The 25,014-nt window shown below is 61.8% G+C and carries 20 protein-coding genes and 1 pseudogene; 16 read left to right on the forward strand and 5 right to left on the reverse strand.

All coding sequences use genetic code 11. From position 1 onward, the window contains the following. Positions 1–3: 3 nt before the first annotated feature. Genes RS027_RS06925 through RS027_RS06950 form a run of 6 tightly spaced genes read left to right on the forward strand, consistent with a single transcriptional unit; the run spans position 4 to position 6,949 of the window. Complete coding sequence (locus RS027_RS06925) at positions 4–1,218, forward strand: aspartate aminotransferase family protein (RefSeq protein ID WP_311955389.1); 1,215 nt, start codon at positions 4–6, stop codon at positions 1,216–1,218. Between the two features lie 36 nt (positions 1,219–1,254). Further along, the gene (astA, locus tag RS027_RS06930) at positions 1,255–2,334 is read left to right on the forward strand and encodes an arginine N-succinyltransferase (protein WP_311955391.1); all 1,080 of its coding nucleotides are present in this window, start codon (positions 1,255–1,257) and stop codon (positions 2,332–2,334) included. Then, positions 2,334–3,362 carry an arginine N-succinyltransferase gene (astA, locus tag RS027_RS06935; RefSeq protein WP_311955392.1) on the forward strand — a complete coding sequence of 343 codons (1,029 nt, stop codon included), beginning with the start codon at positions 2,334–2,336 and terminating at the stop codon, positions 3,360–3,362. Before astA (RS027_RS06930) ends, astA (RS027_RS06935) begins: the two co-directional genes overlap by 1 nt. A 52-nt stretch (positions 3,363–3,414) precedes the next feature. Beyond that, entirely contained in the window at positions 3,415–4,887 is a 1,473-nt protein-coding gene (gene astD, locus RS027_RS06940) for a succinylglutamate-semialdehyde dehydrogenase (RefSeq protein ID WP_311955395.1), read from the forward strand. Continuing rightward, entirely contained in the window at positions 4,884–6,245 is a 1,362-nt protein-coding gene (astB, locus tag RS027_RS06945) for an N-succinylarginine dihydrolase (RefSeq protein WP_311955396.1), read from the forward strand. The genes astD and astB overlap by 4 nt, the downstream gene beginning before the upstream one ends. Then, positions 6,242–6,949, forward strand: coding sequence for a trimeric intracellular cation channel family protein (locus RS027_RS06950; protein ID WP_311955398.1), 708 nt, complete (start codon positions 6,242–6,244; stop codon positions 6,947–6,949). Before astB ends, RS027_RS06950 begins: the two co-directional genes overlap by 4 nt. Before the next feature lie 20 nt (positions 6,950–6,969). Here RS027_RS06950 and RS027_RS06955 read toward each other — a convergent pair whose 3' ends face one another. Genes RS027_RS06955 through RS027_RS06975 form a run of 5 tightly spaced genes read right to left on the reverse strand, consistent with a single transcriptional unit; the run spans position 6,970 to position 12,974 of the window. Then, positions 6,970–7,203 carry a formate dehydrogenase subunit delta gene (locus tag RS027_RS06955; RefSeq protein WP_311955400.1) on the reverse strand — a complete coding sequence of 78 codons (234 nt, stop codon included), beginning with the start codon at positions 7,201–7,203 and terminating at the stop codon, positions 6,970–6,972. Between the two features lie 11 nt (positions 7,204–7,214). Next, on the reverse strand, positions 7,215–8,054 hold the full coding sequence (gene fdhD / locus RS027_RS06960; RefSeq protein ID WP_376717587.1) for a formate dehydrogenase accessory sulfurtransferase FdhD: 840 nt from the start codon (positions 8,052–8,054) through the stop codon (positions 7,215–7,217). Beyond that, on the reverse strand, positions 8,051–10,930 hold the full coding sequence (gene fdhF / locus RS027_RS06965; RefSeq protein ID WP_311955402.1) for a formate dehydrogenase subunit alpha: 2,880 nt from the start codon (positions 10,928–10,930) through the stop codon (positions 8,051–8,053). The genes fdhD and fdhF overlap by 4 nt, the downstream gene beginning before the upstream one ends. Beyond that, positions 10,927–12,483: a formate dehydrogenase beta subunit gene (locus RS027_RS06970; protein ID WP_311955404.1), complete on the reverse strand. Its 1,557-nt coding sequence runs from the start codon at positions 12,481–12,483 to the stop codon at positions 10,927–10,929. Before RS027_RS06970 ends, fdhF begins: the two co-directional genes overlap by 4 nt. Beyond that, positions 12,483–12,974, reverse strand: coding sequence for a formate dehydrogenase subunit gamma (locus RS027_RS06975; protein ID WP_311955407.1), 492 nt, complete (start codon positions 12,972–12,974; stop codon positions 12,483–12,485). Before RS027_RS06975 ends, RS027_RS06970 begins: the two co-directional genes overlap by 1 nt. 125 nt (positions 12,975–13,099) lie before the next feature. Here RS027_RS06975 and RS027_RS06980 point away from each other — a divergent pair, with 125 nt between their 5' ends. The 10 genes and pseudogenes from RS027_RS06980 to RS027_RS07025 form a co-directional block, all read left to right on the forward strand. Further along, a complete protein-coding gene (locus RS027_RS06980) occupies positions 13,100–14,161 on the forward strand; it encodes a substrate-binding domain-containing protein (RefSeq protein WP_311955410.1) in 1,062 nt (353 codons plus the stop codon). Between the two features lie 175 nt (positions 14,162–14,336). Then, the gene (locus RS027_RS06985) at positions 14,337–15,650 is read left to right on the forward strand and encodes a flavin-containing monooxygenase (protein WP_311955411.1); all 1,314 of its coding nucleotides are present in this window, start codon (positions 14,337–14,339) and stop codon (positions 15,648–15,650) included. 62 nt (positions 15,651–15,712) lie between these two features. Beyond that, the gene (locus RS027_RS06990; protein WP_311955413.1) at positions 15,713–16,135 is read left to right on the forward strand and encodes a RidA family protein; all 423 of its coding nucleotides are present in this window, start codon (positions 15,713–15,715) and stop codon (positions 16,133–16,135) included. Further along, entirely contained in the window at positions 16,135–16,809 is a 675-nt protein-coding gene (locus RS027_RS06995; protein ID WP_311955415.1) for a DUF1028 domain-containing protein, read from the forward strand. Before RS027_RS06990 ends, RS027_RS06995 begins: the two co-directional genes overlap by 1 nt. A 90-nt stretch (positions 16,810–16,899) precedes the next feature. Then, the gene (argE, locus tag RS027_RS07000) at positions 16,900–18,108 is read left to right on the forward strand and encodes an acetylornithine deacetylase (RefSeq protein ID WP_311955417.1); all 1,209 of its coding nucleotides are present in this window, start codon (positions 16,900–16,902) and stop codon (positions 18,106–18,108) included. Positions 18,109–18,263: 155 nt separating this feature from the next. Beyond that, positions 18,264–19,208, forward strand: coding sequence for a LysR family transcriptional regulator (locus tag RS027_RS07005; protein WP_311955418.1), 945 nt, complete (start codon positions 18,264–18,266; stop codon positions 19,206–19,208). A 176-nt stretch (positions 19,209–19,384) separates the two neighbouring features. After that, the gene (locus RS027_RS07010; RefSeq protein ID WP_311955422.1) at positions 19,385–20,872 is read left to right on the forward strand and encodes an aldehyde dehydrogenase; all 1,488 of its coding nucleotides are present in this window, start codon (positions 19,385–19,387) and stop codon (positions 20,870–20,872) included. A gap of 87 nt (positions 20,873–20,959) precedes the next feature. Beyond that, entirely contained in the window at positions 20,960–22,384 is a 1,425-nt protein-coding gene (locus tag RS027_RS07015; RefSeq protein ID WP_311955425.1) for an APC family permease, read from the forward strand. A gap of 189 nt (positions 22,385–22,573) precedes the next feature. Further along, a complete protein-coding gene (locus tag RS027_RS07020; RefSeq protein ID WP_311955428.1) occupies positions 22,574–24,643 on the forward strand; it encodes an oxidoreductase in 2,070 nt (689 codons plus the stop codon). A 182-nt stretch (positions 24,644–24,825) separates the two neighbouring features. Next, positions 24,826–25,014, forward strand: a pseudogene (locus RS027_RS07025) (electron transfer flavoprotein subunit beta/FixA family protein); the annotation flags it as partial.

Raw genomic sequence — 25,014 nt, forward strand, 5'->3', positions numbered from 1 at the left:
TCCATGAGCACTACCCCGACCCGGCAGGACTTCGACCAGTACATGGTGCCCAACTACGCGCCCCAGCCGGTGATTCCCGTGCGCGGTGAAGGCAGCCGCCTGTGGGACCAGGAGGGCCGCGAGTACATTGACTTTGCCGGGGGCATCGCGGTCAACGCGCTGGGCCACTGCCACCCGGCGCTGGTGAATGCGCTCGAGTCCCAGGGGGAAACGCTCTGGCATCTGTCCAACGTCTTTACCAACGAGCCGGCACTCAAGCTGGCTAAAAGCCTGGTCGAGCGTACCTTCGCCGACAAGGTGTTTCTGTGCTCCTCGGGCGGCGAGGCCAACGAGGCCGCGCTCAAGCTCGCGCGCCGCTACGCGGTGGACCACCACGGCGAGCACAAGGACAAGATCATCTCGTTTTACCAGTCGTTTCACGGCCGCACCTTCTTTACCGTCAGCGTCGGCGGCCAGCCCAAGTACTCCCAGGGTTTCGGCCCGGTGCCGGGGGGGATTCTTCACGCCGACTACAACGACCTGGACAGCGTGCGCCGGCTGATGGGCGACGACACCTGCGCCATCGTGGTCGAGCCCATGCAGGGCGAAGGCGGGCTGATCCCGGCCGATCCCGACTTCCTCCAGGGGCTGCGTGACCTCTGCGACGAGCACGGCGCGCTGTTGGTGTTTGACGAAGTGCAGACCGGAGTGGGCCGTACCGGCAAGCTATACGCCTACCAGCACTACGGCGTGACGCCGGACATCCTCACCAGCGCCAAGGCGCTGGGCGGCGGCTTTCCCGTGGGCGCCATGCTCGCTACCGACGAGGTCGCAAAGTCGCTGGTGCTGGGCACCCACGGCTCGACCTACGGCGGCAACCCCTTGGCCTCGGCGGTAGCGCTGGCAGCACTTGAGTTTATCGACACCCCCGAGGTGCTCGAGGGCGTGCAGAAGCGCCACGCGCTCTTGCGCGAGCACCTGGAGCGGATCAACCAAAAACACGGCGTGTTCGGCGACATTCGCGGACTGGGCCTGCTGATGGGCGCGCAGATGTCCGACGCCTGGGCCGGGCGGGCCAAGGAAATCCTGCCGCTGGCCATTGAAGAGGGCGCCATGGCGCTGATCGCCGGGCCCAACGTGCTGCGCCTGGCGCCGTCGCTGGTGATACCCGAGGCCGACATCGACGAAGGCATGGCACGGCTCGAGCGCGCCGTCGAGCGTCTGGTAGCCCAGGGCTGAAGGCGACCCCCCGCGATACCGCAAAAGGAGTCGGCGATGCTGATGATTCGACCCGTAGAGCCAGCGGATCTGCCCGCGCTGGAAGCGCTGGCGCAAAAGGCCGTGCCGCCGTTGACCAACCTGCCGGCGAACCGCGAGCGCCTGGAGCAGCGCATTGCCCGTTCGCTGGCCGCGTTCGGCGAGGAGGTGGACCACCCCGGCGACGAGCACTACACCTTCGTGCTGGTGAATACCGCGCCCGAGGATGAGAAGGCGCGGGAAGTGCTGGGTACCGCCACCGTACGGGCCCGGGCCGGCGCCCGGGAGGCCTACTATACCTACCGCCAGGAAACCCTGATTCACGCCTCCCAGCAGCTTAACGTGCGCCGGGAAGTGCAGACGCTGGCGCTCTCTCACGAGGTGTCTGACGCCACCTTGCTGTGCGCCATGTCGATCCTCCCGCAGTATAAGGGCACCAGCGCGGAAAGCCTGCTGCGCCGGGCACGGCTGATGTTCATTGCCCAGTATCCCGAGCGCTTTGCCGACGTGCTGGCGGTGGCTTTTCCCGGGCATCTGGACGCCGATGAGGCGTCGCCGTTCTGGGAAAGCGTCGGGCGGCATTTCTTTGACCGCAGCTATCAGGAAATCAACCATATTGCCGGAGTGCGCTCGAAAAGCTTTATCGCCGAGGTCATGCCGCAGTTTCCGCTGTATCTGCCGCTTTTGACGCCGGCGGCCCGGGCGGCCATCGGCCGCGAGCACCCGGCCCACGAGCCCGCGCTTGGGGAAATGCTCGCCGAGGGCTTTGCGCGCTCGCGCCACGTGGATATTTTCGACGCCGGCCCGGTGGTCAAGGCCGACCGCAGCGGGCTTGCCACCGTGCGCCGGGCGGCCTGGCACCCGGTGCGCATTCGCCCCGAGCACGCGCTGCCCGACGCCGAGCCGGCGCTGGTCGCCAACCAGCGGCGAACCGGCTTTCGCTGCGTGGTGGCGCGCTACGCGCTCTCGCCCACCGGCCAGCTAATGCTCACCGCCGGCCAGGCCGAGCAGCTGGGCGTGGAAAAGGGCCGTGCGGTGCTCGCCGCGCCGCTGGCTCTGCCCGCCGCCGAAGACCGGCTCGATGAAGGAGAAATGTGATGCGCATTCGACCCATTGCCCGCAACGATCTGGACGGGCTGCAGGCGCTTGCGCAGCAGGCCGGCGTCGGCTTTACCTCGCTGCCGGACAACCGCGAGTTTCTCGCCGGCAAGATCGAGTCGGCGGTGAGCGCCTTTGAAGAGCGCACGGCCCGGGACAGCCGGCTTTACTTTTTCGTTCTCGAAGACGAAACCAACGGCGAGCTGGCCGGCTGCTGCGCCGTCGTCGGCCAGGTCGGCCACGAAGTGCCGTTTTACCACTACCGGCTGGGCACGCTGGCGCATTCGTCGGTGCAGCTGGATCTGCACCGCACCCTGGACACGCTGTTTTTAAGCTCGGACCACACCGGCAACGCCGAGGTCTGCTCGCTGTTCGTGCGCCCGGAATACCGCGGCGAGGCCAACCGCCATCTGCGCAACGGCGCGCTGCTGTCGAAAGCGCGCTGGCTGTTCATCGCCGAGTTTCGCGACCGCTTCCCCGACAAGGTGCTGGCGGAGATGCGCGGGCTCTTCGACGATGACAATAAAAGCCCGTTCTGGGAAAGCCTGGGCCGGCACTTCTTTCCCATGGACTTTGACGAGGCCGACCGCCTCACCGGCCTTGGCCAGAAAAGCTTCATCGGCGAGCTGATGCCGCGCTTTCCCATTTATACCACCTTCATGCCCGAAGCGGCGCGCGCCTGCATCGGCCAGGTCCACCGGGATACCCGCCCGGCGCTCGCCATGCTCAAGAAGGAAGGGCTGCGCTGGGAAGGCTACATCGATATCTTCGACGGCGGCCCCACGGTGGAAGCCTACATCGACGACGTGCGCGCGGTGCAGCAGTCGCGGCGCTGCCGGGTCGAGGTGGATGCCAACGCCGCTGAGGAAAGCGTCAGCCGCTGGCTGGCCGGCACCACCTCCATGCAGGACTTTACCGCCGCCTGGGTCGGCCGCGCGCCGAAGGACGATCGCATCGTTCTGACCCCCGCCGAAGCCCGGCGGCTGAACGTCAGCGCAGGGGGCACCCTGCGCCTGCTGGAAACCTGACGCTTACACCTCGGATGCCTGTATAGGCCAACCACGGTCAAGGGAGACGGATATGCACGCCACGCAGCAGCAGCTGATCAACGGGGAATGGGTAGGCGGCCGCGCGCCGGCGATTGTCAAGCACGACGGCGTGTCCGGCGCGCTGCTGTGGCAGGGCGCCGCCGCCGACGAGGCCCAGGTGGCGGCGGCGGTAAGCGCCGCCCGGGACGCTTTTATCGGCTGGGCGAAAACGCCCTTTGCCGAGCGCCGGGCGCTGGTGGAGCGCTTTGCCGAGGTGCTCAAAGAGCGCCGGGAGCCGCTGGCCGTGGCTATCGCCGGGGAAACCGGCAAGCCGCTGTGGGAGGCGCGCACCGAAGTCGGCGCGATGATCGGCAAGGTCGGGCTTTCGCTACAGGCCTACGCCGAGCGCACCGGCGAGCGCGAAAAATCCGTGGGCGAGGCCCGGGCGGTGCTGCGCCATCGACCCCACGGCGTCATGGCCGTCTTCGGCCCCTACAACTTTCCCGGCCACCTGCCCAACGGCCACATCGTGCCGGCGCTGCTGGCGGGCAACGCCGTGGTGTTCAAGCCCAGCGAACAGACGCCGCTCACCGCCGATCTGACCCTGCAGTGCTGGGAAAAGGCCGGCCTGCCCGCCGGGGTGATCAACCTCGTCCAGGGCGGCGTGCCGGTGGGCCAGGCGCTGGCGAGCGATTCGTCCATCGACGGCCTGCTGTTTACCGGCAGCGCCCGGGTAGGCGGCATGCTGCACCGCCAGTTTGCCGGCCAGCCGGGCAAAATTCTGGCGCTGGAGCTTGGCGGCAACAATCCGCTGGTGGTGAAAAACGTCCCCGACCAGCGCGCCGCGGTGCTGACGATTCTGCAGTCGGCGTTCGCTTCCGGCGGCCAGCGCTGCACCTGCGCCCGGCGCCTGCTGGTGCCCGAGGGCGAGGTGGGCGACCGGCTGATCGAGGCGCTGGTGGACGCCGCCGGCAAGCTGCGGGTAGCCGAGCCGTTCAACGAGCAGCATCCGCCGTTTTACGCGGGACTGGTCAGCGCTGCCGCCGCCGACGGCCTGCTCGAGGCCCAGCAGGCGCTGGAAGCCCAGGGCGCCACGGTGCTCAAGCGTATGCATAGCCTGGCCGACGGCACCAGCCTGGTAAGCCCCGGCCTTCTCGACGTCACCGGGCTGGACGTGCCCGACGAAGAGCACTTTGGCCCGCTGCTGACCGTGCACCGCTACGCCGACTGGGACGAGGCCATTCGCCTGGCCAACGATACCCGCTACGGGCTTTCCGCCGGGCTCATCGGCGGCGAGCAGGCCGACTGGGAAGACTTCCTGCTGCGCATCCGCGCGGGCATCGTCAACTGGAACCGTCAGACCACCGGCGCCTCGGGCGATGCGCCCTTCGGCGGCGTGGGCGACAGCGGCAACCATCGCCCCAGCGCCTACTACGCCGCGGACTACTGCGCCTACCCCGTGGCCTCCATGGAAACCGACACCCTGGCGCTGCCCGAGCAGCTGCCGCCCGGGGTGGCGCTATGACCAGCGCGGTGGAGGTCAACTTCGACGGCCTGGTGGGCCCGACCCACAACTATGCCGGGCTGGCGGCGGGCAACGTCGCCTCCAGGCGCCACGCCGGGCTGGTATCCAATCCCCGGGAGGCGGCGCTTCAGGGACTGGAGAAGATGCACGCGCTGAGCCGCGCCGGCTACCCTCAGGGCGTACTGCCGCCCCAGCAGCGCCCGGACCTCGACTTTCTACGCCGGCTGGGCTTTGCCGGCAGCGACGCCGAGGTGCTGGCCGCGGCGGAAAAGCAGGCGCCGGCCATGCTGCGGGCGGCGTGCTCGGCCTCCAGCATGTGGACGGCCAACGCCGCCACGGTCACCCCGGGCGCCGACGCCCCGGACGGCCGGGTGCAGTTTACCCCGGCCAACCTGCAGTCCGGCCTGCATCGCTGCCTGGAGCCGGCGACCACCGGGCGCATTCTGCAGGCGATATTTGCCGATCCGGCGCATTTCGCCCATCATCCGCCGCTGCCGGCCACGCCGGCGTTTGCCGACGAGGGCGCGGCCAACCATACCCGCCTCGGCGCTGCCTACGGCGAGCCCGGCGTGCATCTGTTCGTTTACGGACGCGATGCCTTCGGTTTTGAGCCCGCGCCCGCGCGCTTTACTGCGCGACAAACCCGAGAGGCGAGCGAAGCGGTGGCCCGCCAGCACGGCCTGAGTGCGGCGCAGACGGTATTCGCCCGTCAGCATCCGGACGCCGTCGACGCCGGGGTGTTTCACAACGACGTGATCGCGGTGGGCAACGGCCCGGTGCTGCTGTACCACGAGAGAGCCTTTGCCGACGAGGCGGGCACGCTCGAGGCGCTTCGCGAGAAAATGTCCGAGCCGTTGATTCCCGTGCGGGTGCCGACTGAGGCGGTGAGCCTCGACGACGCCGTGGCGACCTACCTGTTCAACTCCCAGCTGCTGTCCAACGCCGACGGCAGCATGACCCTGGTGGTGCCCGGCGAATGCGAGCACCACGAAGCCGTATGGCGCACGCTGCAGGACCTGGTGCTCGCCGGCCACAATCCGATCGGCGAGATGCGGGTCAAGGACGTCAAGCAGAGCATGCAGAACGGCGGCGGCCCGGCCTGCCTGCGCCTGCGAGTGGTGCTGGATGACGCCCAGCGCGCGGCGCTTTCCGGCCGGGTGCTGATGGATGACGCCCTCCATACGGCGCTTGCCGACTGGGTCAGGCGCCACTACCGCGATCGCCTGGCCCCGGCGGATTTGGCCGACCCGCAGCTGATGGAGGAGTCGCTTGCCGCGCTTGACGAGCTGACCGGGATACTGCAGCTGGGGGCGATTTACCCGTTTCAGCGTAAAGCTCAAGGAGAAACCAACGCGTGAGCCAACTGGTGTACTGGCTGGATATGGCCGGGGTGATTGTCTTTGCGCTGTCCGGCGTGGTGCTGGCGTGTCGCAAGCGCATGGACCCGGTGGGCATGCTGGTGCTGGCGGCGGTGACCGGCATCGGCGGCGGCACCCTGCGCGACCTGGTGATGGGCGTGCGCCCGGTGTTCTGGGTGAGCGACCCGACCTACCTGTGGGTGATTGTGATAACGGTGGGCCTGGCGCTGCTGGGATTTCACTATATCCATCGCCTGTCGCGCGGGTTTATGCCGGTGGCCGACGCCTTCGGCCTGGCGATTTTTACCGCGCTTGGCAGCCACAAGGCGTTGGAGCTGGGCTACGCCGGCGAAGTCGCCACGCTGATGGGCATGATGACCGGGGTGGCCGGCGGCATGATCCGCGACGTGCTCGCCCAGCGCATGCCTATGGTGCTGCGCGAGGAAATCTACGCCACCGCGGCCTTTGCCGGCGGCGTGGCGTACGTCGCGCTTTATAGCCTGGGTGCGCCAACGGCGCTGACCATCGGCGCTTCGGTGGCGGCCACGCTCGGCCTGCGGCTGCCGGCGATTCACTGGGGGCTGGCGCTGCCGGTATTTGCCTGGGTCAGCATACCGCCCAAACCGGTGGAGGACGGCGAAGCCGCGGTGCAAAAGGCCCGGAAACGGGTACGGATGATCCGCCGCCAGCGCAAGCGTCGTTGAACGGGCGCCGGGGCGATGGCTCAGGCGTGCTTGGTTGCCAGACGCTCCACGGCGCGCCGGGCAAGAGGGTCAAGTTCGGCGGCAGTCGTATCGAGATCGGCGACGATACGGCGCTTCATGGGACGTGCCCAGAATTTTTCCATATGGTTGTGAATCTGCTCGACGGCGGCCTCTTCGCTGGTGGCGCCGTGGCGCAGATTATCGGCGATTTGATTCGCCATGTAAGTCAGGCTGCTACGCTGTTCGTTTGCCATCCAGAAACTCCTTAGCCGGTGACAATGGCCGTTGCCCCCTCGTCGTCGGGGGTGGGGTGGTGATAAATGACGTGTCGTCCCGGGCGGGCAAACCCCACCAGCATTAGGCCAGCCTCTTGAGCAAGCTCGACGGCCAGCGTGGTAGCCGCCGAGACGGCGACCAGAGCGCCGATGCCGGCGCTGGCACTTTTGTGAACCATTTCATAGCTGGCCCGGCTTGATACCAGTACGAAGCCGCCTTCGCTACGGCTATCCGAGGATAGGGCGCCAATCAGTTTGTCCAGGGCGTTGTGGCGTCCGACGTCTTCGCGCACTAGGTGGATATGGCCGCTGGTATCACACCAGGCGGCGCCGTGGCTGGCACCGGTGGCCGCCTGCAAGGGCTGGTGGTCGGCAAGGCTCGTCAGTGCACGCTGGATAGCGCTATCGCTTAGCGGCGGCGCCTGCACCCGGGCAATGGGCTGAATGGCCTGCTCCAGCGACTCGGTGCCGCATAGGCCGCAGCCCGTGCGGCCGGCGAGGCTTCGGCGGCGCTGCTTGAGTTCAACCAGCCGCTGGGTGGCAATCTCCAGATGCACGGCAAGTCCCAGCGACTCCTCGTGAACCGTCAGGTCATAACATTCGTGGGGGTGCGCCAGGATCCCTTCCGAAAGACTGAATCCCAGCGCAAAGTCTGCCAGGTCAGCCGGGCTTGCCATCATTACCGCGTGGGAGATGCCGTTATAGATCAGCGCTACCGGGACCTCCGTTGCCAGCGTATCCGCGACCCGAGTGCCGCTCCAGCCCGATGCGCCGAGGCGGACATCGACGCCGTGATGCCGGGTCGGTGAACCGGTCTCCCTGCGTTTCAAGGTGCGGCCGTCCCAGCCGCCGGTCGGTCCGTCTTGGCCGTGGCCAGGTGCTTTTGCTGTTGGTGATCGAAGTCTTTGAAGCGCTCCTGCCAGGCCGAGGGGCGGCTGACCTTTTCCACCTGCACCGCGGTGACCTTGTATTCGGGGCAGTTGGTTGCCCAGTCAGAGCTGTCGGTGGTGATCACGTTAGCCCCGCTGTCCGGGTGGTGGAAGGTGGTGTAGACCACGCCTGGCTGCATGCGCTCGCTGAGCCTGGCGCGCAGTACCGTATGGCCGGCGCGGCTGGTGATGCCCAGCCAGTCGCCGTCCTTGACGCCGCGCACTTCGGCGTCGGAAGGGTGCAGGTCTAGGATGTCCTCATCGTGCCATATCTGGTTGCTCGTCCTCCGTGTCTGGGCGCCGACGTTGTATTGACTAAGAATGCGGCCGGTGGTCAGCAGCAGAGGGAAGCGACGGCTGGCGCGCTCTTCGGTTGCCATATACTCGGTGATGGCGAAGCGGCCCCGGCCGATGGGAAAATCGATCTCGTGCATGGTCGGCATGCCCAGCGGGTACTCGGCGTTACAGGGCCACTGCAGGCTGCCTTGCTCATCCAGCTTGGCGTAGCTGACGCCGGCGAAGCTCGGAGTGAGGCGGGCAACTTCATCCATGATCTCGGAGGGATGGGCGTAGTCCATGGGATAGCCCATGGCTCGGGACAGCTCAAGGGTGACCTCCCAGTCGGCCTTGCCACCAAGCGGTTCCATGACTTTGCGCACCCGGTTGATGCGCCGCTCCGCGTTGGTGAAGGTGCCATCCTTTTCCAAAAAGCTGGAGCCGGGCAGTAGGACGTGGGCGTATTTGGCGGTTTCGTTGAGGAAAATATCCTGAACGATCAGGCAGTCCAGCGAGGAAAGCGCCGCCTCTACGTGCTGGGTGTTGGGGTCCGATTGGGCAATGTCCTCGCCCTGGACGTAGAGTGCCTTGAAACTGCCGTCGATGGCGGCATCGAACATGTTGGGAATACGCAGCCCGGGCTCGTCATCGATCGGCGTGCCCCACTCGGCTTCAAAGCGTTCGCGCGCTGTCTTGTCGGCCACGTGCTGGTAGCCGGGCAGTTCGTGGGGGAAAGAGCCCATGTCGCAGGAGCCTTGGACGTTGTTTTGTCCGCGCAGCGGGTTGACGCCCACGCCTTCACGACCGAGGTTGCCGGTGGCCATGGCTAGGTTGGCGATGCCCATCACCATGGTCGATCCCTGGCTGTGCTCGGTGACGCCCAGGCCGTAGTAGATCGCGCCGTTGCCAGCGTTGGCGTAGGTGCGCGCGGCATGGCGTACGTCGGCGGCCGGCACGCCGGTAACGGCTTCTGTCTGCTCCGGCGAGTGGCGGACGTCGGCGATAAACTGACGCCAGGCTTGGTAGGCCTGGGTATCGCAGCGTGCGGCGATGAAGTCGTGATCCTCCAGGCCTTCATCGACCACCACGTGACCCAGGGCGTTAACCAGTGCCACGTTGGTGCCGGGGCGCAGCGGCAGGTGCTGGCCGTCTTTCAAATGCGGGGTATTGAGCAGATCGATGCGCCGGGGATCGGCGACGATCAGCCTGGCCCCCTGACGCAGCCGGCGGCGCATCAGCGAGCCGAAGACCGGGTGCGCATCGGTAGGGTTGGCGCCGATGACGATGATGGCGTCGGCTTTCATCACGGAGTCAAAGGTCTGAGTGCCGGCGGATTCGCCCAGGGTGGTCTTGAGACCGTAACCGGTGGGGGAGTGGCAGACCCGGGCACAGGTGTCAGTGTTATTGTTGCCGAAGGTAGCGCGCACCAGCTTCTGTACTAGGTAGGTTTCCTCGTTGGTACAGCGCGAAGAGGTAATACCGCCGATGCTCTCGCGACCATATTGGGCCTGGGTGGCCTTGAGCCGCTCGGCGGCAAAGCCGATGGCTTCCTCCCAGCTGACTTCGCGCCAGGGTTGGTCAATAGCATCGCGGATCATCGGCGTGGTGATGCGGTCCGGGTGGGTCGCGTAGCCAAACGCAAAGCGCCCCTTGACGCAGGAATGGCCATGGTTGGCGTCGCCCCCCTTGTAGGGCACCATCCGCACTACTTTGTCGCCTTTCATCTGCGCTTCGAAGGAGCAGCCCACGCCGCAGTAGGCGCAGGTGGTGATAACGCTGTGTTCGGGTTGGCCCTGCTCGATCACACTTTTTTCCATCAGCGTCGAGGTGGGGCAGGCCTGAACGCAAGCGCCGCAGGAGACGCAGTCGGAGTCCATGAAGGCATCGTCCTGGCCGGCCGTGATGCGCGAATCAAAGCCCCTGCCGTCAATGGTCAGCGCGAACGTGCCTTGAACCTCGTCGCAGGCGCGCACGCAGCGCGAGCAGAGAATGCAGCGGCTGGGATCAAAGCTGAAATAGGGATTGGAGTGGTCCTGCTCGGCGGAGATGTGGTTTTCGCCGTTGAAGCCGTAACGCACTTCGCGCAGGCCCACCGCGCCGGCCATGTCCTGGAGCTCGCAGTCGCCGTTGGCCGGGCAGGTCAGGCAGTCCAGCGGGTGATCAGAGATGTAGAGTTCCATGACGTTGCGGCGCAGCCGGGCGAGCCGCTCGTTCTGGGTGGTAATCCGCATTCCGGCCGCTACTGTGGTCGTACACGCCGCCGGCGTGCCGCGCTTGCCCTCGACCTGAACGGCGCACAGCCGGCAAGAGCCGAAAGGTTCCAGGCTATCGCTGGCGCAAAGCTTGGGAATGTTGATGTCGGCCAGCGCTGCGGCGCGCAGCACCGATGTCCCCTCGGGTACCGTAATCGCGACGCCATCGATCTCGAGATCCACGGGCGGGCCGTATTGAGCCGGCGTGCCCAAGTCCTTAGTCTGCTGAGGATCAAACTGCTGAATCATGTCTGTTCTCCTTCCGCCTGGCGCAGGAAGTCATCGGGGAAGTGGGCGAGCGCACTTTGTACCGGATAGGGCGTCATGCCGCCCATGGCACACAGCGAGCCGTCTTCCATGGTTTCGCAGAGCTCGCCAAGCAGCACCAGATTGCCGTCGCGGTTGTCATTGCGGCGGATGCGGTCAATGACTTCGACGCCGCGGGCCGAGCCGATACGGCAGGGCGTACACTTGCCGCAGGATTCTACCCGGCAGAACTCCATCGAGAAGCGTGCCTGCTCGGCCATGTCGACGCTGTCATCGAACATCACCACGCCCCCGTGGCCAACCACGGCGTCGTCAGCGGCAAAGGTTTCGTAGTCCAGCGGCAGATCCCACTGGCTTTCGGGCAGGTAGGCGCCGAGGGGGCCGCCTACCTGGACGGCGCGTAGCGGCCGGCCGCTTAGGGTACCGCCGCCATAGCTCTCCATCAGCTCGCGCAGGGTGGTGCCAAACGCCAGCTCTACCAGGCCGCCGTATTTGACGTTGCCCGCCAGCTGCAGCGCCAGGGTGCCCCGAGAGCGGCCCATGCCGTAGTGGGCGTAAGCCTCGGCCCCCGCCGCGAGTATGTAAGGCACAGCGGCCAGCGACAGCACGTTGTTGACCACGGTGGGCTGGCCGAAAAAGCCTTCGATGGCGGGCAGGGGCGGCTTGAAGCGCACCTGCCCGCGCTTGCCCTCGAGGCTTTCCAGCAGTGAGGTTTCTTCGCCGCAGATATAGGCGCCGGCGCCGAGTCGTACTTCAAGATGAAAGGCGTGCCCGCTGTCAGCGATATTGTCGCCCAGATAGCCGGCTGCCTCGGCGCGGGCGATGGCCGCCTCGAGGATCCGGTGGGCGAGGGGGTACTCGGAGCGCAGGTAGATATAGCCCTGGGTAGCGCCAACGGCGAGGCCGGCGATAGCCATGCCTTCAAGCAGCAGGTAGGGGTCGCATTCCATCACCAGGCGATCGGCAAAGGTGCCCGAGTCGCCTTCGTCGGCGTTGCAGACGATATACTTCTGCTCGGCCGGCGCGTCGAGCACCGTTTGCCACTTGATGCCGGTGGGAAAGGCGGCGCCGCCGCGGCCGCGCAGGCCGGAATCCTTGACCTCGTCGACCAGGCGCTGCGGTGTCTCTGCCAGAGCTTTTTCCAGGCCCCGGAAGCCGTCGTGGGCCCGGTAGTCATCAAGGGAGAGCGGGTCGGTCACGCCGATACGGGCGAACGTCAGCCGCTGCTGGCGGGCAAGCCAGGGAATGGCCTCGGTGAGCCCCTGAGACAGAGGGTGTTCTGTTCGGCCTTCCAGCAGGCCGGCGTCGAGAAGCGATGGGATGTCCGCCGGAATAACCGGGCCGTAGGCCATGCGGCCCCGGGACGTTTCTATTTCCACCAGCGGCTCCAGCCAGGCCATGCCGCGGGAGCCGTTGCGTGTCAGCGTGATCTCCAGTCCGCGCTTGGCCGCTTCGTGCTCGAGCCGTTGCGCCACGCTATCGGCGCCCAGCGATAGCGCCGTGGTGTCGCGGGGAATAAAAATGCGCGCGCTCATTACATTACCTCCAGCGGCTGGGTACGCAGCTCATCGACCAGGGCATCAAAGGACTCGGGCGTGACTCGGCCGTACACGCTGTCATCGAGGCGTAGCGAGGGGCCGCAAGCGCAGTTGCCTAAACAGTAGACCGCCTCCAGGGTAATTTCCCGGTCGGCCGTGGTCTGATGGTAGTCCACTCCCAGGCGCGCTTTGGCGTGGGCCTCAAGGGTGCGGCTTCCCACCGCCTGGCAGGCTTCGGCACGGCAAACCTGCAGCACGTGGTTGCCTGGAGGGGTGGCTCGAAAATGGTGGTAAAAGCTGATCACGCCGTGCACCTCGGCGCGCGTTTGGCCCAGGGTGTCGGCGATAATCGGCACCGCTTCTCGGGGAATAAAGCCGAAGCGATCCTGAATGGCGTGAAGAATCGGCAGCAGGGCGCCGGGCTTGTGTTTCAGGGCGTTGGTTTCAGCCTGAATCAGCGACGACGTCCATTCAGGATAAGCGCTCATGGGTATCACCTGGATCGTTGTTCTTTAAATAAGTATTCAGCTACATATTATGGGTTATGCGTGCATCACGGCTCTATTAAAGCTAGCATCGACTTGAAAAAGGCAAAATATGAAAGTTTATTCATATGAAGAAGATCCAAATTGCGCCGGCCTGGCGCTTCAGCGACGAAGCCGGTAACCAGCTCGACCCCAAGCTGTTTGAGCTGCTCAAGGCGGTGCACCGGCACGGCAAGCTCACTTTGGCGGCTCGCGACGTGGGCATTTCCTATCGCCATGCCTGGAACATGCTCAAAAGATGGCACGAGTTCTTTGGCACGCCGCTGGTTGAGCTCCAGCGAGGGCGGGGAGCCCGGCTGCTGCCGCTAGGCGAAAAGCTCTTGTGGGCCGAGCAGCGTATGAGCGCCCGACTGGGTCCGCAGCTGGAAAGCCTGGCCTCAGAGCTCAACCTGGCCATTCAGCAGTCGCTCGAAGGCATCAAGCCGGTGCTGCGACTGCACGCTAGCCACGGCTATGCCGTTGAGCTGCTGCCGTCCTACCTTGAGGAGCTGCGGCTTGACCTGCAGTATTGCCCCCCCCGGGAAGCGCTGGCGGCGCTCAACCGCGGCGCCTGCGATCTGGCCGGCTTTCACTTGCCCAGAGGTGCAGTGGGCGCGGCAGTCAGCCGTAACTACCGGGGTTTACTCAAACCGCGCAGCCACCGGGTGGTGCGCTTTATCACGCGTCGTCAGGGGTTGATGGTGGCCTCGGACAATCCGCTTGCCATCCGGGGGCTGGATGACCTGGCCCGCAGGGAGGTTCGCTTTATCAACCGCCAGGGGGCCTCCGGTACGCGAGCGCTACTGGACGGTTTGCTGGCGTCAGCCGATTTGCCGGCGGGAAAGATTTCAGGCTATGAGCTGGAAGAATATACCCATTCGGCCGTCGCGGCCTATGTGGCGGCGGGGATGGCGGATGCCGGTTTCGGCGTGGAGGCTGCCGCGCGACGCTTTGGCCTGGCGTTTGTGCCTCTGGCGCTGGAGGACTATCTGCTGATTTGCCACCGTCGAAGTCTCGCGGAACCCAGGGTTGAGCAGCTTCGTGCCATCTTGGCTAGCCAGGCGTTTCAGGCGGCGGTGACGGCGTTGCCGGGCTATTTTCCCGATCGCTGTGGCCAGGTAGACGGACTCGAAGCGCTGCTGCCTCGCTAGGCAGTGGATGGCTTCGGGTAAAAGACAAAGCTGTAAAGCTGACGTCTGTATAGTTTTTTTTTATCCTAAAAAAATGATATTAATATTTTATTTAACCAAGCCGGATCTCTAGTCTCTGGGGCAGTCAGTAAAAGACGCCAATTAGGTAGCACATAGAACAACAAGGAGTTCTCCCATGACGACCCCTGATTCTTCCGGAAAGACAGTTACAGATACCCTGATCGTGGGTGGCGGGCAAGCTGGTATTGCCATGAGCGAGCATCTTGGCAAGCTGGGCGTCCCTCACCTGATTCTGGAGCGGAGCCGCATTGCCGAGCGCTGGCGTTCGGAGCGGTGGGATTCGCTGGTGGCTAACGGGCCCGCCTGGCATGACCGCTTTCCCGGAATGGAGTTCGATAAGGACCAAACGGATCCCGAAGGCTTTGCTTCAAAAGAAAACGTTGCGTCGTATTTTGAGAAGTATGCCCAAAAGATAGAGGCACCGATTCGCACCGGCGTTGAGGTCAAGAACGTGGAGCGTAACGTCGGCCGTTTGGGGTATACCATTGACACCTCTGAAGGTGTCTTTGAGGCCAATCGCATCGTTGCCGCGACCGGCCCTTTCCAACGGCCTGCTATTCCGCCGATTGCTCCCAAGGATGATGCTCTCTACCAGATGCATACGTCGGATTACCGCAATCCCGAGCAGCTTCCCGAAGGGGGAGTCCTGGTAGTAGGTGCCGGCTCTTCAGGCGTGCAAATTGCCGAAGAGCTGCAGCGCGCCGGCAAACAGGTCTACCTGTCCGTTGGGGCGCATGACCGTCCGCCGCGTTCCTACCGCAACCGCGATTTCTGCTGGTGGCTGGGTGTTCTCGGCGAGTGGGATGCGGAAACCATCAAGCCGGGAATGGAGCATGTCACTATCGCCGTTAGCGGTGCGCACGGTGGCAAGACAGTCGATTTTCGTGCGCTTGCCCATGAGGGTGTAACGCTGGTGGGGCTGACAGACTCCTTCGACAACGGTGTGGTGCGCTTCAAGCCCGACCTTGCGGATAATATCCGGCGTGGCGATGAGAACTACCTGTCACAGCTGGATGCCGCCGATGAATATATCGCGCGCAACGGGCTTGATCTGCCGGAAGAGCCGGAAGCTCGCAAGATTCTTCCGGACCCAGGCTGTGTGAAAGACCCCATCCTGAAGCTTGACCTGGCGGAAGCCGGCGTCAAGACGATTGTCTGGGCAACCGGTTTTGCTGTCGATTACAGCTGGCTTAAAAACGTGGAGGCCTGCGATGAAAACGGCAAGCCGAAACATCATCGAGGTGTGTCAAGTGAGCCGGGCATCTACTTTTTGGGCCTGCCGTGGCTGTCACACCGTGGTTCCAGCTTTATCTGGGGCGTTTGGCATGATGCCAAATATCTCGCTGACCAGATTGCCAAACAGCGCAAGTATCTGGAATATCACAACGCCGTTCAGAGCGTGGCCAAGTTCGAGACTGAGTCCGAGTAATATATGAGCACGTTAATAATGGTTTATCTTCACAGCCAGGCGTAACTCATGGAGGTTAGCTGATGCCTACACATACTCGAATTCGTATGTTCAATACGAAAGAAACCTACCCTAACCAGGCACTAGATAATGATTTGTGCCAGGCGGTACGTGCCGGTAATACGGTCTACGTACGCGGTCAGGTAGGTACTGACTTTGACGGTAACTTGGTAGGTTTGGGTGACCCGGGCGCTCAGGCCAAGCAGGCGATGAGCAACGTTAAGCAGCTGCTTGAAGAGGCCGGTTCTGACCTCAGCCACATCGTCAAGACGACGACCTATATCACCGACCCGCGTTTTCGCGAGCCGGTTTATCGTGAGGTCGGAGACTGGCTCAGAGGTGTCTTTCCGATCTCTACCGGCCTGATTGTGTCGGGGCTTGCTCAGCCTGAGTGGCTCATGGAGATTGATGTTGTTGCCGTCATACCGGACAAGGAGGAAACGTAATGACTTTTTCTGTTGCTGGCTTTTGCCGTGAGACAGGCCAGTTTGGTACCGCAATCAGCTCTTCCAGCATTTGCGTTGCCAGCCGCTGTTCTTTTGTTGCTCCCGGGAAAGGCGTTGTGCTGACGCAAAACGTTACTAACCCGGCGCTGGGTCAGCTCGGTGTTCAACTGCTGGAGAAAGGCCAGGGAGCGGACGACGTGCTCACGCAGCTGTGTGAACATGAAGAATTCCCTGAGTGGCGACAGCTGCAGGTGCTGGATAGCAAGGGCGAGAGCGCTGTGCACAGCGGCGAGGAAACGCTGGGTATCTACGCGACGCACCAGGGAAAAGACTGCGTTGCCGGTGGCAATATGCTTGCCGACAAGGCGGTTATCCGGGCTATGGTGGAAGCGTTTGAGGCGCATGAGGGCGAGCTTGCCGAGCGGCTACTGGCCGCGATGGATGCCGCCCTGGCCGCCGGAGGGGAGATGGGACCTATTTATTCGGCAGGGTTGAAGGTAACAGATCAGGCGAGCTGGCCGGTGGTTGACCTACGGGTAGACTGGCACATTTCTCCGCTGAGCGAGCTGCGTATGGTCTGGGAAAACTACCTGCCCCAGCGCGATGCCTATGTACTCAGAGCGTCGCGGCCCGACCAGTCCCCTTCCTACGGCGTGCCGGGCGATGAGCGTTAAGCAAGCCCGGCTCCTGGAGTTCGGCTCTTAGTTAAGAGCAGGGCGGCCATCGGGCCGCCCGTTTTTTATTTCTGATGATTCGGTGCTTCCATGTCCCAAACTTCGGTCGTCGATTTGCTTGCCGAGCTGGTGGCCTTTGATACCACCAGCCACCTTACCAATTTACCGCTCATCGGTTTTATTGAAGACTATTTGGCAAGTCACGGTGTGGCATCGCGGCGTATTGTGGATGAAACCGGCGAAAAGGCGAATCTTTACGCAACGATTGGCCCTGCGGAACGAGCGGGCGTCATGCTTTCCGGCCACACCGATGTTGTGCCGGTGAGTGGACAGAAGTGGAGCGTTGACCCCTTTCAGCTAACCGCTGAGGGTGAGCGCCTTTACGGCCGCGGCACCGCCGATATGAAAGGGTTTCTCGCCGCTGTGCTAGCCGCCGTGCCCGCCTTGGTCGAGGCCAAGCTGGCAGTGCCGGTCCACCTGGCCTTTTCCCACGACGAAGAGGTCGGCTGCCTGGGTGTGCGGAGCCTACTCGACGATCTGGCTCATCAACCGGTTCGACCTGCGGCCTGCCTGGTGGGTGAGCCAACCTCAATGCGACTGGCAACCAGCCACAAAGGCAAGCTTGCCGTGCGCCTCCATCTGCGAGGCAAGGCATGTCACTCCGGTATGGCACCCGAAGGCGTTAACGCCATTCATGCCGCTTCGCACCTGATTGGCTGGGTAGAAAACAAGGCTCGGGAAAAAGCGGCGGAAGGGCCGTTCGACGAGCGCTTTGCCATTGCACATACCACTTTGCAGGTGGGCACCGTTCAAGGCGGTGCAGCGCTTAACATCGTGCCTCAAGACTGCTCCTTTGATCTCGAAATACGTAACGTCCCCGAGGATGATGCCGAAGCTTTGCTCACTGAGCTGATGGAGCTTGCCTCGTCGCTGGAGAAGCAAATGCGCACGTCGCACCCCGAGGCCGGCATTTGCCTGGAGCGTTTGACAGAGTACCCGGGGCTATCGATGAATGATGACCATGGGATGGTGGGTTTCATTCTTGCCCTACTGGACGAGCGTGCTCGGGAGCGTATTGGTTTTGGTACAGAGGGCGGGCTCTTTCAGCGAGAGCTGGGCTTGCCGACGCTGGTTTGCGGACCGGGAAGCATGGCTCAGGGGCATCAGCCCGATGAGTTTGTAACGCGCGAACAGCTGGCTCGCTGTGAGGCTTTTTTGGCCAAATTAATAGTAGCGCTAGAAGATCCCGATGCGCGGCAGCTGGTCGAGAATAACTTTTCGACGGCTGCTCGGGCATAGCCGAATGGCGGATAAGGTGGCCTGTCCGTTGAGGTGGGCTGGGTAAAATAGTATCGCACGAGACGAAAACAGGGGCGCATGATAAGCTCATATTGCTCGCCCTGCGGTCTGACGCGGGGTGCCACTATTCGTCCTGTGACGGTGATAACGAACCGATGCGTCAACTTACCCTTAAGCAGCTGCGCTATTTTACAGTAGCCGGAGAGCTGTCCAGTGTGACTCAGGCGGCTAAAAAGTTACACGTTTCCCAGCCGTCTATTTCGGCAGCTATTCAGCACGTAGAAGAAGTCACGGGTCTACAGTTATTTGTCCGTCATCACGCCCAGGGTCTCTCCTTGACCCCTACCGGAAGGCTGCTGCTGGATAGGGCCCGCCAGTTTCTGCGTGATGCCGAAGGGCTGGAAAAATTCGCCATCTCCATGGGCGAAAATGTAGGTGGTGAGCTTCGGCTGGTCACTTTCCCTACCTTTGCACCCGTTTTCCTGCCCCGGCTCCTGCGTTTTTACGCCGATCGTCACCCGACAGTGAGCCTTTATTGTGACGAGATGAATCAAAAGGATATCGTTCGTGGCCTGAATCAAGGGGACTATGAGCTGGCCTTCACCTATGACCTGGATATTCCCAAAACGATTGATTTTACCCCTCTGTATCGCCTTCCCCCTTATGCCGTTGTCTCCGTCGATCATCCGCTCGGCAATCGCGACAGCATTACCTTAAAAGAGCTGGTGACGTACTCCATGGTGCTGCTGGACTGGCCGTTGAGCCGTGAGTACTTTCTATCGATTTTTACTCATTACGGATTAACGCCCAGCGTGGCACACCGTGCCAAATCGATGGACATGCTGCGCGGGCTTGTGGCTAACGGTTTCGGATTTTCGTTGTTCAATACACCGCTTGATGCCCTTGAGCACTTCGGCGGCGATCACTTGAAGGCGCTTGCTCTGGAAGACGAGGCACTCCCGTTGACCCTGGGTATTGCTTGCCTGAGCGAGCTGCGCTTGCCGCCTAACGCGGAGGCTATGCTTCGCCTGGTCGAAGACGCTGAAGCCCAGTCGGCGGTATTCGAGCGTTTTGAAACGCTGCGCATTAGAAGGGTGTAACGCTGAGGTGCGTTTGCGCAACCGTCATGGCTTTTGGATAGGATAAAATGTTCTAAAGGTTAGTATAATAATATTTTAGTTAACTACTGCCGTAGGGCTATGGTGATTTTCACGGTCGTTCTCTTTGCCGACACGACCTTTTTATAACAACACCCTGGCCCATGGAGTAGCACTCAATGGCGGTACCTGATCTTCATTACTGGCACGATTTTCGCTCCCACTTGGTGATTCCCAGCGAGGCTTTTATCGCGGGCCAAAACACCCCAGCCAGCGATGGCCAAACGCTGACGAACCGCAATCCGGCTACCGGTGACGTTCTGGCAGACGTTGCGGCCTGCAGTAGCGAAGACGTGGATCGTGCCGTGGCCGCTGCCCGCAAGAGTTTCGATGCCGGCGAATGGTCCCTGGCTGCACCGGCAGAGCGCAAGGCAGTACTACAGCGTCTGGCTGCCCTGATGATGGAGCACCAGGAAGAGCTGGCGCTACTCGAGACGCTGGATACAGGCAAGCCGATCCGCGATGCGTTCGAGCTTGATATTCCCGGTGCGTCAGGTTGTTTTGGCTGGTATGCCGAGGCCATTGACAAGCTATACGGCGAAGTAGCGCCTACCGATGGCAATAACCTGGCCACGATCACCCGGGAGCCGGTAGGCGTCGTGGCAGCTGTCATCCCCTGGAATTTTCCCCTGGATATCACCGCTTGGAAAATGGCGCCGGCACTAGCCGCAGGCAACAGCGTTATCCTGAAACCCGCTGAGCAGTCGCCGCTAACAGCGCTGCGCCTGGCTCAGCTGGCCAAGGAGGCCGGCATCCCTGACGGCGTATTCAACGTTTTGCCCGGTCACGGCCACATTACCGGTCAAGCGCTTGGTCTGCACAGCGGCGTCGATTGCCTGGCCTTCACCGGCTCCACCGCTACCGGCAAGCGCTTTTTGGAATACTCTGCCCAGTCAAACATGAAGCAGGTGTGGCTGGAGTGCGGTGGTAAGAGCCCCAACCTGATCTTTGCCGACAGTGACCTGGATGAAGCCGCGAAAGTTGCGGTGCAGGGCATTTATTTCAACCAGGGCGAAGTGTGCTCGGCTAACTCGCGGATCCTCGTCCAGCGAGACATCAAGGAGGCTTTTGTCGAGCGCTTTGTCGCCGCTGCCTCCCAGCTGAAGGTTGGCGATCCGCTGGATCCATCTACCGATATAGGCTCGCTGATTGATGATGATCACGCGGGTAAAGTACGCGGCTATATCTCGCTGGGGCTTGAGGAAGGTGCGCGGCTAGCCTTGGGCGAGGTGCCGGGTGAAGAAGAAAAGGGCGCATTCGTGTCGCCAACTCTATTTGAGGGTGTGACCGCAGAGATGACTATCGCCCGGGAAGAGATCTTTGGCCCGGTGGCGGCGCTGATCGAGTTTGCTGACGAGGATGAAGCAGTCGCGATTGCCAACGACTCCATCTACGGTCTAGCTGCCTCGGTGTGGACCGAGAACCTGTCTCGGGCTCATCGGATTTCTCGTCGCCTGCAGGCCGGTACTGTGTCGGTCAACACCGTAGACGCTATCGATTTCATCACGCCGTTTGGCGGCTACAAGCAGTCCGGCTTTGGTCGTGACCTCTCGCTTCACGCCCTGGACAAGTTCACTCAGATCAAGACTACCTGGATTCGTCTATGACGCAGGCTTGGTCCCCTGGCTGACACGCTCGCCTGACTCCCCTGCAGGCGAGTGGTTAAAACCCCGACAACAATAATGAGGGTTAGTATGAGTCAACAACAGACAGCTGCAGTCAAAACGACTGCGGCAGCGTCCGGTGGTGCCGCTACGCAAGATTGCGGCGCATTGGGCATCAAATCCCTGATCGCCGTTGCCGTTGGCCTGGTTGTTTCCCAGGGCGCAATGGTGATCATGCTTCAGGGCGTGGGCATTGTCGGCGCCGCCTTCATTGTACCGCTGGCCATCGCCTGGGTGCTGGCGCTCTGCTACGCCGCCTCTTTCTCCGAGCTGGCACTACTGGTACCTCGAGCCGGGAGTCTGAGTGCCTATACCGAAGTAGCGCTGGGGCATTTTCCGGCCATTCTTTCGGTTTTTTCCGGCTATGTGGTAGTGGCGATGTTTGCGCTTTCCGCCGAACTATTGCTGGTCAATTACTTCCTTGGCGTGCTTTATCCGGCTGTGGAAAGTACCAACTACGTTGCCTTCGGTATTCTCGGCGTATTCACCCTGCTCAACCTGATGGGCATTGATGTGTTTGCCAAGCTGCAGTATGTCCTGGCGTTTGCCATGGTGGTGGCGCTGCTGCTGCTTGGCGTAAGCGCGCTGAGCGGTGGCTTTGCTCCCCATACCTATAGCGTCTCCAAGCTGGCGGATGGCTTCAATCTGGGCGATGGCGCTCTCACGTTGATCGCGCTGGCGGTCTGGGGCTATGTGGGTGCCGAGTTCGTCTGCCCGCTGGTTGGTGATGCGCGTAATCCCGCGCGCAATATCCCGCGCTCCATGTACATTGGCCTGACTACCATTTTTGTGGTCTTTGCCATCTATTGCCTGGGTGCGCTCTTCTATGTGCCACGTGACATTCTTACTTCTGCCGAGCTGCCGCACCTGGAATATGCCAGTGCGACCTTTGGCGGGTCGGGCACCTTTTTGCTCGCGGTAGCGGCAGTAACCGCGACTTGCAGCACCGTCAACACTTCTCTGGCAGCGGTGCCGCGCATGCTGCAGGGGATGGCGGACCAGGGCCAGGCCTTCCCCATGCTAGGTTGGTTGACTCGTACCAGTCGGGTGCCGTGGGTAGCCGTATTGTTTATTGCCGGTGTTACCGGGTTGCCGCTGCTGGTGTGGGGTAACGACGCAAGCACCGTGGGCCTGCTGCTGACATCAGCCGCTATTTCCTGGCTTTTGGCCTACATTATCGCTCATATGAACGTGATTGCGCTGCGCATTCGCTATCCGAATGTCAAGCGTCCGTACCGCGCGCCTTTCTATCCGCTGCCGCAGCTGCTGGGCATCGTCGGCATGGCTTACGCCATCGTCTATGCCTCGCCGACTCCGGAGTTGACGGTCAAGATTTTCACCAACGCCGGTGTGGTGCTGGGCATCGTCAGCCTAATAGCCGTGGTCTGGATCAAGCTGGTAATGAAAAAGCCGCTGTTTAAACCTGAACCCCTGGATAAAATCGCCAAGCGCTAACAACAATCTTTACAAGAAAGCGAAGCGAGGAGTGCTCCGTGAATACAGGTATCGTCCATGTCCTACCTCCTGTCATCGTGGAGGTCATATCCTGGCCTAGCTCAGGGGGTGAATTCCACACCCGACGTCGAAGAGCCCTGATACATTTATCAGGGTTGTTGAAAGATTGTAAAATGAGAGGACTAAGCAATGCGCGACTCACGCTATGACATACTCTTTGAGCCGACCAAGATTGGACCGTTGACTGCCAAAAATCGGTTCTATCAGGTTCCGCACTGTAACGGCGGCGGCTATCGTGACCCGTCGGCGGCGGCTGAAATGCGCAAAATCAAGTCCGAAGGTGGCTGGGGCGTTATTTTCACCGAGCAGTGCGAGATGCACCATACTTCAGAAATCACGCCGTTTATCGAGCTCAGGCTATGGGATGACAATGACATTCCGCAGCTGAGGAAGATGTCTGAAAGAATGAAGGAACATGGGGCACTGGCGGGCATTCAGCTTGCCTATTCTGGCATCAACGGGCCAAACCTCTACTCGAAAGAAGTACCCATGGCGCCGTCGGCTCTGCCCATTCGTACCTTTACCAACGATCCGGTTCAGGCGCGGGCGCTAACCAAGCGCGATATTCGTGATCTGCGCCGCTGGTTTGTCAACGCCGCCAAGCGTTCAAAAGAGGCAGGGTTCGACCTCATTAACCTTTACGGAGCCCATGGCTTCGGTATTTTCCAGCATTTTCTGAGCCGTGCTACCAACCAGCGTACGGACGAATATGGCGGTAGCCTGGAAAACCGGGCGCGGTTTTCCCAGGAAGTCATTGCCGATATTCGTGACGCGGTGGGTGATACCATGGCGATTGCCCTGCGCGTGAGTCTTGACGAAACGATCGGTGAGCTGGGCTTTTCCAACGCCGAGCTGCGGGACTATGTTGAAATGAACAAGGACCTGCCGGATCTTTGGGATCTAGCACAGGGTACTTGGGAAGACTGTTCAGGGCCGTCGCGCTTCAAGGCAGAAGGGGCCCAGCAGGAGCTGGTGCGTGGTATCCATGAGCTCACCGATAAGCCTATTGTTGGCGTGGGCCGTTTTACCAGCCCCGATGTCATGGCCAAGCAGGTGCGTTCTGGCGTGCTCGACTTCATCGGCTGCGCGCGCCCTTCAATTGCCGATCCCTTCATGCCTAAGAAAATCGAAGAAGGGCGGATTGAAGATATTCGCGAATGCATCGGCTGCAATATCTGCATTACCGGCGATATGACTATGTCGATCAGCCGTTGCACCCAGAACCCCACCTTCATGGAGGAGTGGCGTAAAGGGTGGCACCCCGAAAAGATGAACCCCAAAGGCGATAGTGACAACGTGTTGGTGGTGGGTTCAGGCCCAGCCGGCCTGGAGGCAGCCTGGGCACTGTGTCGCCGTGGCTACCAGGTGGCCGTAGCCGAGTCCCGCACGGAAATCGGCGGTCGTGTGACTCGGGAATGCAAGCTTCCCGGACTTAGTGAATGGGGGCGGGTGGTTGACTATCGCCAGTATCAACTCTCCCAGCGCTCCGATGTTGATATCTTCCTGGATAGCAAGCTGAGCGCAGACGACATCATGGAGTTCGGCTTCGAGAATGTGGCGATCGCTACCGGTGCCACTTGGCGCCGCGACGGCGTGGCCCGTCAGCATGTGGTGCCGATGCCGATGTCCTCAGATGCCAAGGTATATACGCCGGATGACTTGATGGACGGGGATATTCCTGAAGGCAAGGTGATTGTCTTTGACGATGACCACTATTACATGGGCGGCGTGATGGCTGAGCTGCTGGCGAAAAACGGTGCCGATGTCACGTTGATTACGCCAGCGGCCTATGTGTCAGACTGGACACGTAACACGCTGGAACAGGTCGCCATCCACCCCCGCCTGGTAGAGGCCGGCGTGGATATCGTGCTGAACCGGGGCATTACTAAAGTTGCCGCCGATCACGTTGTCAGCAACTGCGTTTACACCCAGTATACCCAGAAATTTGACGCTGATGCCGTCGTGATAGTTGCCGGTCTCGAGGAAAACAATGAGCTGTACGAAGCATTGATGGAGCGTGAAGGCGAGTGGGAAGACGCCGGCATCAAGTCAGTGAAGCTCATCGGTGATGCCAATGCACCGGGCCCGATTGCCTGGGCAACCTATGCTGGGCACCGCTACGCTCGCGAGCTGGACAGCGAGGATATCGGTGACGATCTGCCCTTCCGTCGTGAAATCACTGCAGTTGCTGTGGACTAAGGCGCTAAATTATAAGCTAACGCTTTTTTTTCGATGCTCGTCAAATTGTGACGGGCATCCCCTGAACTGGAAAGTGTACTAGCAGCGTAATAGCACGATGGGAGAAAGCTCGATATTTGCTTTTATTTAGCTACCTCTACTTTTACTTATTATTATCAATAACCCTGATTAGGGATGCTTCTATGAAAGTACTCGTCGCGATCAAGCGCGTCATTGACTATAACGTCAAGATTCGCGTTAAGCCGGATCAGTCAGACGTTGACCTTACTAACGTCAAGATGGCCATGAATCCTTTCTGCGAGATTGCCGTGGAAGAGGCCGTGCGTCTCAAGGAAAAAGGCATTGCCAGTGAGGTGGTGGCGGTGACCGTG

It is taken from the genome of Halomonas garicola (assembly GCF_031935715.1).
In the GTDB taxonomy this organism is placed as follows: Bacteria; Pseudomonadota; Gammaproteobacteria; order Pseudomonadales; family Halomonadaceae; genus Vreelandella; species Vreelandella garicola.

What these genes read in the sequence shown, in the direction of transcription:
- RS027_RS06925 (WP_311955389.1), top strand. Translation starts at nt 4, where the DNA reads ATGAGCACTACCCCGACCCGGCAGGACTTCGACCAGTACATGGTGCCC.
- astA (WP_311955391.1), top strand. Translation starts at nt 1,255, where the DNA reads ATGCTGATGATTCGACCCGTAGAGCCAGCGGATCTGCCCGCGCTGGAA.
- astA (WP_311955392.1), top strand. Translation starts at nt 2,334, where the DNA reads ATGCGCATTCGACCCATTGCCCGCAACGATCTGGACGGGCTGCAGGCG.
- astD (WP_311955395.1), top strand. Translation starts at nt 3,415, where the DNA reads ATGCACGCCACGCAGCAGCAGCTGATCAACGGGGAATGGGTAGGCGGC.
- astB (WP_311955396.1), top strand. Translation starts at nt 4,884, where the DNA reads ATGACCAGCGCGGTGGAGGTCAACTTCGACGGCCTGGTGGGCCCGACC.
- RS027_RS06955 (WP_311955400.1), bottom strand. Translation starts at nt 7,203, where the DNA reads ATGGCAAACGAACAGCGTAGCAGCCTGACTTACATGGCGAATCAAATC.
- fdhF (WP_311955402.1), bottom strand. Translation starts at nt 10,930, where the DNA reads ATGATTCAGCAGTTTGATCCTCAGCAGACTAAGGACTTGGGCACGCCG.
- RS027_RS06970 (WP_311955404.1), bottom strand. Translation starts at nt 12,483, where the DNA reads ATGAGCGCGCGCATTTTTATTCCCCGCGACACCACGGCGCTATCGCTG.
- RS027_RS06975 (WP_311955407.1), bottom strand. Translation starts at nt 12,974, where the DNA reads ATGAGCGCTTATCCTGAATGGACGTCGTCGCTGATTCAGGCTGAAACC.
- RS027_RS06980 (WP_311955410.1), top strand. Translation starts at nt 13,100, where the DNA reads ATGAAGAAGATCCAAATTGCGCCGGCCTGGCGCTTCAGCGACGAAGCC.
- RS027_RS06985 (WP_311955411.1), top strand. Translation starts at nt 14,337, where the DNA reads ATGACGACCCCTGATTCTTCCGGAAAGACAGTTACAGATACCCTGATC.
- RS027_RS06990 (WP_311955413.1), top strand. Translation starts at nt 15,713, where the DNA reads ATGCCTACACATACTCGAATTCGTATGTTCAATACGAAAGAAACCTAC.
- RS027_RS06995 (WP_311955415.1), top strand. Translation starts at nt 16,135, where the DNA reads ATGACTTTTTCTGTTGCTGGCTTTTGCCGTGAGACAGGCCAGTTTGGT.
- argE (WP_311955417.1), top strand. Translation starts at nt 16,900, where the DNA reads ATGTCCCAAACTTCGGTCGTCGATTTGCTTGCCGAGCTGGTGGCCTTT.
- RS027_RS07005 (WP_311955418.1), top strand. Translation starts at nt 18,264, where the DNA reads ATGCGTCAACTTACCCTTAAGCAGCTGCGCTATTTTACAGTAGCCGGA.
- RS027_RS07010 (WP_311955422.1), top strand. Translation starts at nt 19,385, where the DNA reads ATGGCGGTACCTGATCTTCATTACTGGCACGATTTTCGCTCCCACTTG.
- RS027_RS07015 (WP_311955425.1), top strand. Translation starts at nt 20,960, where the DNA reads ATGAGTCAACAACAGACAGCTGCAGTCAAAACGACTGCGGCAGCGTCC.
- RS027_RS07020 (WP_311955428.1), top strand. Translation starts at nt 22,574, where the DNA reads ATGCGCGACTCACGCTATGACATACTCTTTGAGCCGACCAAGATTGGA.